Source organism: Candidatus Sulfurimonas marisnigri, from assembly GCF_015265475.1.
Lineage (GTDB): Bacteria > Campylobacterota > Campylobacteria > Campylobacterales > Sulfurimonadaceae > Sulfurimonas > Sulfurimonas marisnigri.
This window is the reverse complement of record NZ_CP054493.1, coordinates 236,609-250,443: the sequence shown is the minus strand read 5'-3', so window position 1 is coordinate 250,443 and position 13,835 is coordinate 236,609. Positions and strand designations below refer to the sequence as shown.

Annotated in this window: 19 protein-coding genes; 11 read left to right on the top strand and 8 right to left on the bottom strand. The window is 33.9% G+C overall.

The genetic code is table 11. From position 1 onward, the window contains the following. Window positions 1–4: 4 nt before the first annotated feature. The 6 genes from HUE87_RS01340 to HUE87_RS01315 form a co-directional block, all read right to left on the bottom strand. On the bottom strand, window positions 5–997 hold the full coding sequence (locus HUE87_RS01340) for a DNA-directed RNA polymerase subunit alpha (protein ID WP_194366963.1): 993 nt from the start codon (window positions 995–997) through the stop codon (window positions 5–7). 23 nt (window positions 998–1,020) lie between these two features. Continuing rightward, window positions 1,021–1,647, bottom strand: coding sequence for a 30S ribosomal protein S4 (rpsD, locus tag HUE87_RS01335; RefSeq protein ID WP_194366962.1), 627 nt, complete (start codon window positions 1,645–1,647; stop codon window positions 1,021–1,023). A gap of 11 nt (window positions 1,648–1,658) precedes the next feature. Beyond that, window positions 1,659–2,051 (bottom strand): 30S ribosomal protein S11, encoded by a 393-nt coding sequence (gene rpsK, locus HUE87_RS01330; protein WP_194366961.1) that lies wholly within the window; start codon window positions 2,049–2,051, stop codon window positions 1,659–1,661. Between the two features lie 10 nt (window positions 2,052–2,061). Continuing rightward, window positions 2,062–2,424: a 30S ribosomal protein S13 gene (gene rpsM, locus HUE87_RS01325; RefSeq protein WP_194366960.1), complete on the bottom strand. Its 363-nt coding sequence runs from the start codon at window positions 2,422–2,424 to the stop codon at window positions 2,062–2,064. A gap of 2 nt (window positions 2,425–2,426) precedes the next feature. Then, window positions 2,427–2,540, bottom strand: a complete 114-nt coding sequence (rpmJ, locus tag HUE87_RS01320) for a 50S ribosomal protein L36 (RefSeq protein WP_008338806.1) — start codon at window positions 2,538–2,540, stop codon at window positions 2,427–2,429. A gap of 263 nt (window positions 2,541–2,803) precedes the next feature. Next, window positions 2,804–3,148 (bottom strand): hypothetical protein, encoded by a 345-nt coding sequence (locus tag HUE87_RS01315; RefSeq protein ID WP_194366959.1) that lies wholly within the window; start codon window positions 3,146–3,148, stop codon window positions 2,804–2,806. A gap of 117 nt (window positions 3,149–3,265) precedes the next feature. Between HUE87_RS01315 and HUE87_RS01310 the strand changes: the two genes are divergently transcribed. From HUE87_RS01310 to HUE87_RS12580, 4 genes are all read left to right on the top strand, one after another. Beyond that, window positions 3,266–4,516 carry an SPL family radical SAM protein gene (locus HUE87_RS01310; protein ID WP_194366958.1) on the top strand — a complete coding sequence of 417 codons (1,251 nt, stop codon included), beginning with the start codon at window positions 3,266–3,268 and terminating at the stop codon, window positions 4,514–4,516. Continuing rightward, window positions 4,513–5,262: a glucosaminidase domain-containing protein gene (locus HUE87_RS01305; RefSeq protein ID WP_194366957.1), complete on the top strand. Its 750-nt coding sequence runs from the start codon at window positions 4,513–4,515 to the stop codon at window positions 5,260–5,262. Before HUE87_RS01310 ends, HUE87_RS01305 begins: the two co-directional genes overlap by 4 nt. Before the next feature lie 108 nt (window positions 5,263–5,370). Further along, window positions 5,371–6,288, top strand: a complete 918-nt coding sequence (locus tag HUE87_RS12585) for a cache domain-containing protein (RefSeq protein WP_229855180.1) — start codon at window positions 5,371–5,373, stop codon at window positions 6,286–6,288. Window positions 6,289–6,425: 137 nt separating this feature from the next. Beyond that, window positions 6,426–7,316, top strand: coding sequence for a GGDEF domain-containing protein (locus tag HUE87_RS12580; protein ID WP_229855179.1), 891 nt, complete (start codon window positions 6,426–6,428; stop codon window positions 7,314–7,316). Window positions 7,317–7,324: 8 nt separating this feature from the next. Here HUE87_RS12580 and HUE87_RS01295 read toward each other — a convergent pair whose 3' ends face one another. Further along, complete coding sequence (locus HUE87_RS01295; RefSeq protein WP_194366956.1) at window positions 7,325–7,567, bottom strand: hypothetical protein; 243 nt, start codon at window positions 7,565–7,567, stop codon at window positions 7,325–7,327. A gap of 179 nt (window positions 7,568–7,746) precedes the next feature. On the opposite strand from HUE87_RS01295, the gene HUE87_RS01290 reads away from it, so the two are divergent. From HUE87_RS01290 to HUE87_RS01270, 5 genes are all read left to right on the top strand, one after another. Continuing rightward, window positions 7,747–8,058 carry an ArsR/SmtB family transcription factor gene (locus HUE87_RS01290; protein ID WP_194366955.1) on the top strand — a complete coding sequence of 104 codons (312 nt, stop codon included), beginning with the start codon at window positions 7,747–7,749 and terminating at the stop codon, window positions 8,056–8,058. After that, complete coding sequence (locus HUE87_RS01285; RefSeq protein WP_194366954.1) at window positions 8,051–8,455, top strand: arsenate reductase ArsC; 405 nt, start codon at window positions 8,051–8,053, stop codon at window positions 8,453–8,455. The genes HUE87_RS01290 and HUE87_RS01285 overlap by 8 nt, the downstream gene beginning before the upstream one ends. Then, window positions 8,455–9,708, top strand: coding sequence for an arsenic transporter (locus HUE87_RS01280; RefSeq protein WP_194366953.1), 1,254 nt, complete (start codon window positions 8,455–8,457; stop codon window positions 9,706–9,708). The genes HUE87_RS01285 and HUE87_RS01280 overlap by 1 nt, the downstream gene beginning before the upstream one ends. Before the next feature lie 284 nt (window positions 9,709–9,992). Then, complete coding sequence (locus tag HUE87_RS01275; protein ID WP_194366952.1) at window positions 9,993–10,484, top strand: DUF2846 domain-containing protein; 492 nt, start codon at window positions 9,993–9,995, stop codon at window positions 10,482–10,484. 54 nt (window positions 10,485–10,538) lie between these two features. Next, a complete protein-coding gene (locus tag HUE87_RS01270; RefSeq protein ID WP_194366951.1) occupies window positions 10,539–11,117 on the top strand; it encodes an outer membrane protein in 579 nt (192 codons plus the stop codon). Between the two features lie 121 nt (window positions 11,118–11,238). On the opposite strand, the gene pyk is transcribed toward HUE87_RS01270, so the two are convergent. After that, window positions 11,239–12,687, bottom strand: a complete 1,449-nt coding sequence (gene pyk, locus HUE87_RS01265; protein ID WP_194366950.1) for a pyruvate kinase — start codon at window positions 12,685–12,687, stop codon at window positions 11,239–11,241. 87 nt (window positions 12,688–12,774) lie between these two features. Between pyk and HUE87_RS01260 the strand changes: the two genes are divergently transcribed. Together HUE87_RS01260 and HUE87_RS01255 are read left to right on the top strand one after the other, a co-directional pair. Then, entirely contained in the window at window positions 12,775–13,623 is an 849-nt protein-coding gene (locus HUE87_RS01260) for a CvfB family protein (RefSeq protein WP_194366949.1), read from the top strand. A 3-nt stretch (window positions 13,624–13,626) separates the two neighbouring features. Beyond that, window positions 13,627–13,833: a hypothetical protein gene (locus HUE87_RS01255; protein WP_194366948.1), complete on the top strand. Its 207-nt coding sequence runs from the start codon at window positions 13,627–13,629 to the stop codon at window positions 13,831–13,833. Window positions 13,834–13,835 lie beyond the last annotated feature (2 nt).

Here is a 13,835-nt window from a genome sequence, read left to right as displayed (position 1 = left end):
AAGCTTATAAAGCTTCTATTTTCTTTTTTAATGCACTAACAACATCATCTGCGATATCACCACCAACTTCAAAACCGAACTCTTGAAGTTTTTCAATAATTTCATCATATGATTTTTTACCTAGGTTCTTCACATTTTTAAGATCATTTGTACTCATTAATGCTATTTCGCCTACTAATTTAATGCTTGAGCGGTCAAGACAGTTAAAACTTCTTGCACTTAAACCTAAATTATCAATATGTGTAGTTAATTTTTTAAGATCAGGGCTCTCTTCAACTCTTTCTATAGTAGTTGGAGCTTTAACACTAATCTCACTATTAAATACTGCTAATTGAGCATACATAACTTCCAATGAATTTCTAAATGCTTCTAATGGAGAAATTTGTCCATCAGTTCTAATATTTAGAATTACTCTTTCAAAGTTAGGATTGTCCTCTACTAGTACATTCTCTATTTTATAAGTTGCACTACGAACAGGAGTAAAATAAGCATCTAGTGCTATATACCCATCTTCTAACTCATCATGAGTGTCTTCACTTGCCACATAACCAATACCTTTTGCTATCTTGATGCTAAAGTTAAGGGTAGAGTCTTCATTTAATGTAGCAAGGTGAGAATCTGGAGTTACTATCTCTACTTCATTATTTGTAAGATCGCTTCCCTTTATAGTACAAGGACCAGCAAAGCTGTAGTTAATCTCTGTTTCTGCAACTTCATCATTTAATTTAAAGCGAATCTCTTTAAGATTTAATATGAAGTCTGAAATATCTTCAAGCATACCACGTACTGAGTCAAATTCATGCTTAGCACCCTCGATTTTTATAGCTATCGGAGCATATCCAACTGAGCTACTTAATAAAAAACGGCGAAGTGGGTGAGCCAAAGAGATAGCATACCCTGTTTCAAACGGATATGCTATAATGTTAGCTTCATTCTCACTAATCTGTTCTACCTCAAACTCTTGAGGAGCAAGTGGAGTAGTTTTTATTTTCTTCATTCTCTAACGCCTTTTATTAACTATTATTTCGAGTAAAGTTCAACGATTAAACGCTCTTCTACAGGGATAACAACTTCTTCACGCTCAGGTAAACGAGTAAATATACCAAATACTTTTTCAGCATCGATGTCAACCCATGGAGCTAAACCAGTTTGGTTAGTTAATTCGATTGCACGAACAATTTGAACATTAGTTTTGCTGCTCTCACGAACTTCTATTTTCTGACCAGGCTTAACGCGGTAAGAAGGGATATCAAGTTTTTTGCCATCAACTAAAAAGTGGCCATGAGTAACAAGCTGACGAGCGAAACGACGAGTTGAAGCAAATCCCATACGATAAACAACGTTATCTAGTCTTTGTTCAATTAAAGTAATAAGGTTTGTACCTGTATTACCTTCTCTTCTTTTAGCTTCAACGAATAGTGCGCGGAATTGCTTCTCAGAAACACCATACATGAATTTTGCTTTTTGCTTTTCATTTAATTGTAAACCATACTCAGAAACTTTCTTACGACGTTGACCATGTTGACCAGGACCATAAGGACGTTTTTCTAATGCAGATTTACCTGCCAAGCGACGCTCACCTTTAAGGTTTAAACATACACCAAATCTTCTTTCGATTTTTTCTACTGGACCTCTATATCTTGCCATCAGTAATCTCCTTAAACTCTACGACGCTTAGGTGCGCGACAACCGTTGTGTGGTAATGCAGTAACATCTTTCATAAATGTAACACGAATACCTTCGATTCCACCTACAGCTTTAGTTGCTGTTTCACGACCTGAACCAGGACCTTGAACTTTAATACCAAGTTCTTTTATACCATGTACTTGAGCTTTAGCTACAGCATCTTCAACAGCTGCTTGAGCCGCGAATGGAGTAGATTTTTTACTACCTTTGAAGCCAAGGCTTCCAGCAGAACTCCAAGCAATCATGTTACCCATATCATCTGTAATAGTTACAAGCGTATTGTTAAATGATGCAGCAATGTGGCAGATACCACGTGCAATATTTTTCTTTACTACTTTTTTTCTAACAGCTTTTCTTTTTGCCATCTGTTATCCCTTACGCTGCGCCGACAGTTTTACGTTTACCCTTACGAGTACGCGCATTTGTCTTAGTTTTTTGACCACGACATGGAAGACCACGACGGTGACGAAGACCACGGTATGAACCTAAATCCATAAGTGCCTTAATATCCATAGCTACTTTTTTACGTAAATCACCTTCAACCATATGGTTGATACGAATTTCGTTAGTAATTGCTGCTATATCCTCTTGAGAAAGTTCAAATATTCTCTTGTTATAGTCTATACCTGTCGCGTCTAAAATTAGACGAGATGCATGTAAACCAATACCATAGACGTATGTTAGACCATACTCTACTCTTTTTTTCTTAGGTAAATCAACACCAGAAATACGAGCCATGATTATCCTTGTCTTTGTTTATGTTTTTTGACTTTGCAGATTACTCTTACAATGCCTTTTCTCTTGATAACTTTACAATCATCACACATCTTCTTAACTGAAGCACGTACTTTCATAGAAAGCTCCTATAATTAAATCTTTGCCGCATGTAGGCAGATATATTATTCTCGTAAAACCTGAATAATTCCAGTTTTCACTCAGTCACTAAAGCTACACCTTACGATGAGAATATTTACCTTACCAATACTTTTATCTATATATATGTATATAAAGATAGAAATACTCAACTATTATGTTAAAACAGCAAAGCGGATGAGGATTGTACCCAAATAAATGTAAAAGATTTATTAAGTTTGCTAAATTAGTTTGTTTTATTTATCTAGTCCCACAAAACAGTAACTCCATACTCTTGGCTTAGAGTTATATATTTATTGTAATAAACTTTTTTTCCATATTTTTTACTTAGCAACTCTACTTCTATGCTCTCATCCTCAATCAGTTCTCTTACCTCTTTATATGAAAGCCACTTTCCATATCTAGCTAGTGAATTCTGCCAGATTTTAAAGTCACATGTAGAACTCTCTGTCAATTCAAACATCTCTCCATCTTCTGTTTTCCAATTTGCATTTGAGCAGGCATAAAGTTTTACTTTTTTTCCACTTACTTCTTTATCTCTAACTTCTATATTTCCATCATTACAATATGGGCATTTTCCTAAAGTCATTTGATACTCTTTTTTATTATATGTTATTACAAAAATAATCTAAACTTTAAAAATATGACAAAATGTAATATTAAATCGATTAATTTATATTTTTAAAGATTTAGATAAAATTCCATCATGAATTCATATTTAGATAAATTTAACGACTCTGTTAAAAATACCATTTATTCCAAACTTCCACTTTCCTGCCAAGAGTTTATACAGAATAAATCTATAGAGCATAAGTTCACATTTTCTGAGATAAAGCAGATTGTTGATATTGCCAGAGATCTTGACATGTGGAATGAGAGAAATATCATAGAGATATTTCCTGAACACGAGCAGAAGAAAGTTGTTTTTGCCAGACTTAAAAAAGCTTACGAAGAGTTGCGAAGTAAACCTAACTCATATAAAGAATTTGAACTTAAAAATATTGCCAAAGAGCAGAAGTACACTTTTAAGACAGAAGGTAAAGATGGTTTTGGGCTTGGGCTTTGTCCGGTTGCAAGTGAGAAGACTAGATGTTGTAATCTTTTAACACTTGATGCAGTAGAGAGTTGTGGATTTGACTGCTCTTACTGTTCTATTCAATCTTTTTACAACCAAAATACTATAACTTTTGACAGCAATTTTGCTAATAAGTTAAAAAATTTAAACCTTGATAAAAATAGAACTTACCATATTGGGACAGGTCAGGCTTCCGACTCACTTATGTGGGGTAATCGTGAGGGCATTTTAGATGCTCTGTTTGAATTTGCTCGAAATAATCCAAATGTAATCTTAGAGTTTAAGACAAAGTCTGACAATATAAAGTACTTTTTAGAGAATGCAGTGCCAAAAAATATAATCTGTACATGGTCACTTAATACTCCAACAATTATACAAAACGAAGAGCACTTGGCGGCTTCACTTGATAAGCGGATAAATGCAGCTAGAAGAGTGGCGGACAAAGGTGTAAAAGTCGGTTTTCACTTTCACCCTATTGTGGAGTATGAAAACTACCTTGATGAGTATAAGAGTGTTTATGATAGACTTATTAAGGAGTTTAAGACAAGTGAAGTTGCACTTGTGAGTTTTGGCACACTTACTTTTATAAAACCAGTTATAAAACAACTCAGAGAAAGGGAGTTTAAAAGTAAGATAACTCAGATGCCTTTTGAGGACGCTAGTGGTAAAAGTTCATACCCACATGTAATAAAAGTGGAGATGTTTAAGCACGCTTATGAAAGTTTTACTCCTTGGCATAAAGATGTTTTCTTTTATCTTTGCATGGAAGAGCATAAAATGTGGAGTGAAACATTTGGTTATCAATACTCTACTAACAATGATTTCGAAAAAGCAATGCTTAGTTCTTACAGTAAAAAGCTAGATATGGAGTTTTTATTATGAAAAGAAATTTACAGAACCTTATACTAATAGCTCTACTTCCTCTATTAATATTTTTTATTTATGATGCAGGAGAACCTGAAGAGGTAAGTACTGATACCGTTAAAGCAAAAATAGCTGAAAAAAAAATAGCTGAAAAAAAGATAGTTACAAAAGAGCAAATAGTTGAACAAACAGATGTAAGAAATAAAAAAGAGCTATTTCTAGACTTAATAGTACCTGCAGTGGACCTAGTCTATGACGAACTTGATTTGCAATACAAAGAGACAATTAACCTGCTTGAGAATAACAGCTCAATAGAAAAAATTTTAGAGCTAAAACAGATGTATAAAGTGACCAGCGATGAAGAGTTACTTATGGCTCTAAAACCACACCCTAAAAGCATTGCTATAAGTCAGGCTGCAATGGAGAGTGCTTGGATTACATCAAGATTTTACAAAGAGGCAAATAATTTGTTTGGCGTTTGGTCATTTAACAAACATGAGCCAAGAATTGCAGCACTAGAAAAAAGAGGCGATAAAAAGGTTTGGCTTAAAAAATACTCAACTGTTGTGGACTCGGTGAGGGACTACTATATAACATTAGCCCGCTCATCTGCTTTTAAAGAATTCAGAGAGTTAAAGATGAAAACTGACGACCCTTATAAACTAGTCAAAGAACTTGATGATTACTCCGAACTTGGAGAAAAGTATCCAAAACAACTATCATCAATGATTAAATATAATAAATTTTACCTTTACGATGAATAAACAATTTCAATAACTTTTTATTATGCACAAAAACTAAATAATTAAAATTACCTATAATTAATACTTATCAATATATCATTGTTATGTATAGATATTAGGGGTTTTGTAATGACTATAGATAATAATGTAAAAAGCATATTTTTTTTGAATTACATTATACTTTTTTCTGCTATTGTGTTAAGTGTATATTATGCGCATAACCTTTTTGTTGAGTTAAATGAAAAATATGCCTACAAAAATCTACTTACAATTAACTCTCTAGCGGTAAAAAATGTCGAAACTCACTTGCAATATGTCAGCACTAGTGTTGAATCACTTGGAAAAAGCTACAAAAAGCTATATTCACAGAAGAATAAACATCTTAACAGTCCCTCAACCTATCAGTATAAGGCTATTAAAAACGACAAAATAACTTTTTACAATACTTCCATAATAAAGGAAGACTACCTATTTCAATCTGACCATGCATCTATAATACTTTCAAATTTAAACCAAAATAGCGAAACTATAACTAAAGAATTAAATATTTTTCATCACCTATCCCCAGCTCTTGAATCCATATATAACTCCTTTAATTTTTCATGGATTTACTTTACAACAGCAAACAATTTTTTACTTATTTACCCGTATGTGCCATTTATAAATGCAAGTGAAGCTTACAAGCCTACTGAGCAGCATTTTTATAATGCAGCCAATTTTACAAATAAAAGCGTTGGCTGGGAGGAGCCCTATTATGACTTAGTTGGTGGTGGAATTCTTGTTACTGCTTCTTATCCTGTTTATGATGATAGTGATAACCTATTAGGCGTGGCTTCACATGATATTACCCTAGATAAAATGCAAGAGTATGTCCTAGACGCTACAAGCGTTTATGAAGGAAGCGTATCATTTTTAATATCAAAACATGGAAAAGTAATTTCATCAAGTGACAAGCTTTACCAGAGTGAAGTAGAGGAGCAAAGTGCGCATAAGTATAGAGGGAATTTTTATTATAGAACACTTGAGAACTCTAAAAAAATAGCTTAAAAGATATTGTTGTTTCTAAGTACAATTATCTCAATGAATTTGGTGATGAACTTATATCAAGCGTAGATGTATTAAAAAATATCAACACACAGATGTGGAGCAGTACCATTCCATTTTTCAATGACAAGTTACTACTCGTGTCAAAAATTAAATCTAATGGCTGGCTGCTAGTCTCTTATGTACCAAAAAAAAGTATTTTAGGCGAAGCTAAATCTATTTTTTATCAAACCATGCTCATTCTAGTACTATTTGTAACTCTCCTCTTTGTGATAAGTGGTTATTTGACTATGAGACACTTTATTATTCCTCTAGACATTATTAATAAGGCATCCCAGAGATTTGGTAATGGATTTACCAACGCAGCAATAAGTTATAATCACAGAAATCTTTTAAAAAATCTTTTTGACACTTTTAACGATATGGTAAAAAGAGTCAACTTAAACAAGCACTTGCTTGAAGAAAAAGTACATGAAAGAACACAAACATTACAAGAAGAGATAAGAAGAAGAATAGAGGTAGAAAAGGCTCTTCGTATAGTTTCACGCACAGATTCTTTGACAGAAATTTGGAATAGAGGATATTTTTTTGAGCTTCTAAAAAGGGAAATAGATCGCTGTCAGCGCTTCAACACAAGTATGGCACTTATAATGATTGACATAGATTTCTTTAAAAATATAAATGACTCATGGGGACATGATGTAGGGGACAAAGCACTCAAGCATATTGTTGCACTAATATCTTCAACTATAAGAAAAGAAAATATTTTCGCTCGTATAGGTGGAGAGGAATTTGGTTTAGTCCTGATTGAGACAAAAGAGAGTGATGAAGCGCAGAATATTATTGAGCGTATTCGAAAAACTGTTGAGGAGAATCCACTTAAGATAGGTGATAAGTTAATTCATATTACTATTAGTATTGGTATGACAAATATGTCTAATGATGATGATGCGAACAAGCTTTATGTCCGTTCTGATAGAGCTCTCTATTTGGCCAAAGAAAATGGCCGCAATAGAGTTGAAGAGGTTTAGCGGTTTCCCTAGTGGGTACCACATCCTCCGCCACAACAGCCATTACTTGTTGACTCAGCAAAAGCTATAACAAAGCTATCTCCAGCTTCTTGAACTTTAAAGTTGTGTTTTCCACAAAACTCATCGTTCATATGATCTCTCATCTCTATTGACTTCATAAGAGCATCATCTTTAGATCCAACTTCGATACCATTTACTAGGTTACTTCTCTTGAAACACCCACACTCTTCTTCTACGATTACTTTAAACATAATATATTCCTTAATTTGATATTTATAACGGTATACTATCCTAGTCAGCTTATTTTGATACTAAGAATCAGGATAAATTAAAAAACTTAAGAAAAGAGTTATTTTTATATATCAATATATCTTGATATATCAATTATTTCCTGATATAATTTCTTTAATTTAAAAAGGAAATTAAACTTATGGACATATTTCTTAAAACGATCAGCTCCATAAATGACAAGACAAGGGTTGAGATACTTCACTTCATAGCACTTAATGGTGAAGTGTGTGTATGTGATATTGAAAACTCATTTGAGATGATTCAATCTCGTATATCAAGACATCTGAAAATCTTAAAAGATGGTGGCTTTTTAAAAGTAGATAGACGTGGAAGATGGGCATTTTACAGTATAAAAAGTCCAATGGATGAGTTTAGACAATCTATTTTAAAAGAGATTAGTTTTTCAGATATAAAAGTTCCTAAATTAAATAAAGGGTGTAAAAGTGAATAAAAAAGTTCTAATTCTTTGTACAGGCAACAGTTGTCGCTCTATCATTGCAGAGGCTGTGTTAAACAAATATCTTGATGGTGTTGAGGCACAGAGTTCTGGTGTAAAAGCAAGCGGAAAAGTAAATCCAAATGCAAAAAAAGTCTTGCAAGAGGATGGCTCTTGGGATGATAAATATCACTCAAAAACATTAGACAAAGTTCTACATGTAGATTTTGATTTAGTCGTGACTGTTTGCGATAATGCTATGGAGTCATGTCCTGTATTTCCGAAAAATACAAAAGTCATACATGTAGGCTACGAAGACCCTGATGGGAAAGATTACTCAGCATTTCTTAAGACACTAAAACTAATCAAGATGGAATTAACTCCAATTGTTAGAATGGAACTAGGTCTATAATGTTAGTAGCTTCTATAATCTTTCTTATAACCCTGCTTTTTGTAATCTGGCAACCTCGCGGCCTTCAGATTGGAACCACTGCTGTTATTGGCGCTGTTGCAGCACTAATTGCCGGTGTTGTCAGTGTTAGTGATGTTTGGATAGTTTATGACATTATATGGGATGCCACACTAGCTTTCATAGGGATAATTATTCTATCTATGGTTTTAGATGAGATAGGCTTTTTTGAGTGGGCAGCACTTAAGATGGCTAAATTCTCAAATGGTAGCGGACATAAGATGTTCTTCTACTCTATCATACTTGGCGCAATTGTATCTGCACTATTTGCAAATGATGGTGCGGCACTTATTTTGACTCCTATTTTACTCGCTAAAATGAAGATTTTAAGACTAAACACAAAAACAATCTTGGCCTTTTTACTGGCTGGCGGATTTATAAGCGACAGTGCCTCTCTCCCTTTTGTATTTTCAAACCTTACAAACATTGTTACAGCTAACTACTTTGATATAGGATTTGCTGAGTTTATCTCAAATATGATTTTGCCATACTTTGTAAGTGTAATTGCGAGTATGATTGTTCTTTGGGTTGTTTTACGAAAAGATATCCCCCTACATGTAGATATCCACCTTCTTAAAAATCCTGAAGATGTTATAAAAAGTAAAGCACTGTTTAACTTCTCTTGGTTTTTCCTTGCAATACTGCTCGCGGGGTATTTCATAGGTGACGCATATAACATTCCGGTATCTGTTTTTGCTCTTGGCGGTGGTGTGATATTTTTAGCAATTGCAAGTTTTGCAAAAACAGTAGAACCAAAGAAAATCATGAAAGAAGCACCGTGGCAGGTCGTATGGTTCTCTCTTGGTCTTTACATCGTTGTTTACGGACTTAAAAATGCAGGACTAACTGACTACATAACAGAAGTGTTAGTTTACCTCAACTCTCAAAGCGAAGTTGTTGCGGTTGTAGGAACTGGATTTTTAGCAGCATTTTTATCAGCGTTTATGAATAACATGCCCACTATTATGGTTATGGACATAGCACTGACAGATATAGCGAACGAAGCGATGATTTATGCAAATATAGTAGGATGCAACCTTGGTCCTAAAATGACACCGTTTGGCTCACTAGCAACTCTGCTTTGGCTTCATACACTAAGCAAAAAAGGTGTAAATATCAGTTTCTGGTCATACTCAAAATTTGGGCTGATAGTTACTCCGCCTGTTCTTTTGGTTGTATTGCTTTCGCTGACTTAATTTAGCTACATGTAGAAGTCCTCTTTAGTTGAGGGTAGGTTTTCTACATGTAAATAATACAAAGTGTAAATTTACCCTCCCTATATTTTTATTTTTTATTTGCTGTGAAATGGCAATTTTAACAAGATAAAATTTTTTCTAGATACAATTGGGCAACAATATTAATTATTGTTAGTCACCATTAGTAACTCTTACTGTTAATATGCTACTTGTGGCTTGTTATTTAAGGTTAATAAATCACTATTGCTGATATATTAACAAATCTTTATTACAAAAGGAAAAAAATGAGAAAAGTTTTTATTTTAAAAGCTGTGTTATTAATTGGACTAGTTCTAGTATTTACAGGATGTGGCAAGAAAGCTTTACCACCAGTAGATGTAATGGAAAAGGAGGTTGCAGGGTTTACTTTACCTAAATTACCAGAAGAAGGTAAAGCCTTAGTATATGTGGTTCGGCCAGAATTTCTAGGTATGGCTATAAAATTCAATGTATACATTGATGATAAAATGGATTCTAGTGAAATGGGATACACAAAAGGGCAAGAGTATATTTACTTTAATGTTACTCCAGGTAAGCATAAAATTTTATCTTTAGCAGAAAATTGGGATGCAATAGACATTGACCTTAAAGCTGGTGATATTGTATTTTTAGAACAAGAACCTAAAATGGGTGTGCTGTATGCTAGAAATAAGCTTTACGGTGACATAGGTATTCTTGGTGGTAAATATAGAGTGAAAACACTATCTATAGGTAATATTAAAAAATTAGACAAATAACATGAGAATAATTTTAATATTCTCTATGCTAAATAAAAAAATCAAAGGAAAAAAATGAAAAGATTAATCGCAACAGCACTATTAGGAAGTAGCTTATTGGCTACACAAGTTATGGCAGAAGAGCCAAGTACATATATCGGTTTAGATATTGCAAGCAACAGTAACTCATTTACTCTTGATGTTAATGGTTTTGGTTCAGCTGATTTTGATGACGATAGTTCTGGCTTTAAATTGAAATTTGGTACTGTTAGTAATAATGGCTGGAGGGTTCAAGGTTATTTTCAAAGAGAAACTTATGATGAAACACTTTTTGATAACACAAATGATGCGTTAAATGAGATAGGTTTTGATGTGATAAAAGGTTTTGAAGTAACACCTGAATTTTCTCCATTTCTCCAAGTTGGTTTAGGCTATGGTTGGATGAGCGTTGAAGGGTATGATGAAAGTTCAATAGCAGAACTCAGTTTGAAAATTGGCGGTGGTGTTATGTATAAAATAGTTCCATCTTTTGAAATAATTGCAGGTGTTGATTTTCAATATAGAAAATGGCAAGATATCCAAATTATTGGGGTTACTGTATCAACTACTGAAGATACAACAAAACTATATGTTGGTGCAAACTTTCATTTTTAGTAAATAACGGCACTTCTAAATTTAGCTAACTTTCCTGTTTTTGTTAGCAAATTTCTTTGGCTCACTAACTTAATTATCTACATGTAGAAAGCCTACATGTAGATATTTTTCAAAACATCTACTAAATCTCTAATGTTCTAAAGAACTCCATCTCATGCTCTCTTAAAAAGCGGATTGTATTGGTTGAGCCGGTGCCACCTACTGGGTCTCCGGCAGTAAGTATATAGCTTTTTTTAAGGTCTAATATTTTATCGTCTAAACCTTTTTGCATAATATCTTTGATAGTTCTGCCTATTGATATATTTTCTACTGAAAAAGCAGGAATAACGCCCCAAGAGAGTGTAAGCTGGTGCCTAACTTTGTCATCATGAGTCACTGCATATATAGTTGATTTTGGTCTATATTTTGACAAACTCCTTGCTGAACTCCCAGTTGCAGTCACAGCGAATATAGCATCTACTTCTAAATCTTTTGCTAATTTTACAGCAGATTCATCTATGGCATTTGTAACATCATCATGCTTTTGGTCATACTCTCTGTGGTAAGCATAAGACTTTTCCGTCTCTCTGATTGTCTCAAACATTGTCCTTACAGCCAACACAGGATGATTTCCAACTGCACTCTCTTCTGAGAGCATTACAGCATCTGTTCCATCAAGAACTGCATTTGCAATATCACTTATCTCCGCTCTTGTAGCCCTCTCGCTGTGTGTCATTGAGAGTAACATTTGAGTAGCGGTTATAACCGGCTTTGCTGCCAAATTTGCCTTGTGGATAAGCATTTTTTGAAGGTTCGGCACTTCATAGTATGGAACTTCTATCCCTAAATCTCCACGTGCTACCATTAAGCCATCAGAAGCCTCTAATATTGCATCAATATTTTTTATTGCATCAAACTTCTCTATCTTAGCTATAAGCATCTGATTACCGCCGTGCTTGTTAACTATCTCTCTTGCGTTTGTCATATCTATTGCATTTTGAACAAAAGATATAGCCATAAAATCGACATCGTTTTTTACGCCCCACTCAATATCTGCTCTGTCTTTTTTTGTTAATATATCTATGCCCAGCTCAGTATTTGGAAAATTAACACCTTTTTTTGATGAAAGAGTTCCATTATTTTCAACTATTACTTCAACATTTTCATCGTTACATGTAATAACTTTTGTTCTGATAATACCATCGTAAAGATAGATATAATCTCCTACATGTAACTGTGATAAAATTTCAGGGTAGTTGATTGAGACTTCATATCTTCCTATGTCAATACATCTGCCGACAATAGTATCTTTATGAAAAAGTATTGTATTCCCCTCTTGAAGTTCAAAGTCACTTTCAAGTTCGCCTATACGAATTTTAGGACCGCTAATATCTTGAAGTACCCCTACAATCAGCCCTGTATTTTGCATCACTTGTCTGATTTTACTTAAAACACCAAAGTGATACTCGTATGTCCCATGACTGAAATTTAACCTAAAAACATTTACACCTGCACGGACCAATGCTTCTATTTTTTCTAAACTGTCAGATGCTGGACCAACAGTAGCTAATATTTTAGTTCGTTTTTTCACCAGAAACTCCTTATTTGCAAGTAATAATAGCACAAAATTCAATAAGAAGATATAATGTCATACTTAATTTAAAATGACGGAAATACCATGAAACAAGACTACTTCCTAGAACTAGGAAAAATAAACACACTCGTAATCGATAGACTTACTACACCTGGCGCATATATGATGGCACAAGATGGTAACGATGTCCTACTCCCTGGCCCATACTTAACAAACGATATGAAAGAAGGTGACCTTCTTGAAGTTTTTATTTATAACGACTCAGAAGACAGACTTGTATCAACGACACTTACACCAGTAGCTAAACTTGATGAGTTTGCTTTTTTTGAGTGTGTAGATGTAGCTCCTTTTGGTGCATTTATGAACTGGGGTCTGAGTAAAGACCTGCTTGTCCCAAATATGTTTCAAAAAACGCCTTTTAAAGTTGGCGATAGAAGATATTTAAGAGTTGTTTATGATGAGAGAACTCACCGTTTAGTTGGAACTGAAAAACTAGGTGACTTTTTTGAGCGAAGAGTAAAAGGTCTAAAGCCTAATCAAGAAGTAAAAATTTCTGTTATTTCTAAAACACCACTAGGGTTTAAGTGTATCGTTGAAGGTAAATATGAAGGTCTTATTTATCATAATGACATCTTTGAAGAGATTAAACTTGGCGATGAGAAAACTGCATTTATAAAAACTATTCGAAGTGATGGAAATATTGACCTTAACCTTCGTAAGCCTGGTGCAAAACAAAGTGGTGGTTCTTCAGATAAAGTTATAGCACTTATAAAAGAGAACAACGGAAGTATGCCCTACAACTATAAAAGTGATGCAGAACTTATAAAAAGTGTTTTTGGATTAAGCAAAAAAGATTTTAAACGCTCACTTACGACATTAGTTGATGCTGGGAAGATAGAAGTAAAAGATACCGGAATCTACTTAAAGGACTAAGTTATGGCAAAAAAGAAAAAAAGCGTAGAACTATCTGACCAAAATATAACTTTTAATATAGAGAAAATCTCTTATAGAGTTATAAGGTTTTTACCAACACTTATGACGGTAGACGTTATGGTTGTTGAAAATGGAGTAAAAGCAGGCATGCAAAGCCTCCCTTTTGCCCATATTCCAAGAGAGACAAAAAAAATAATCAAAGCTAACTAGAG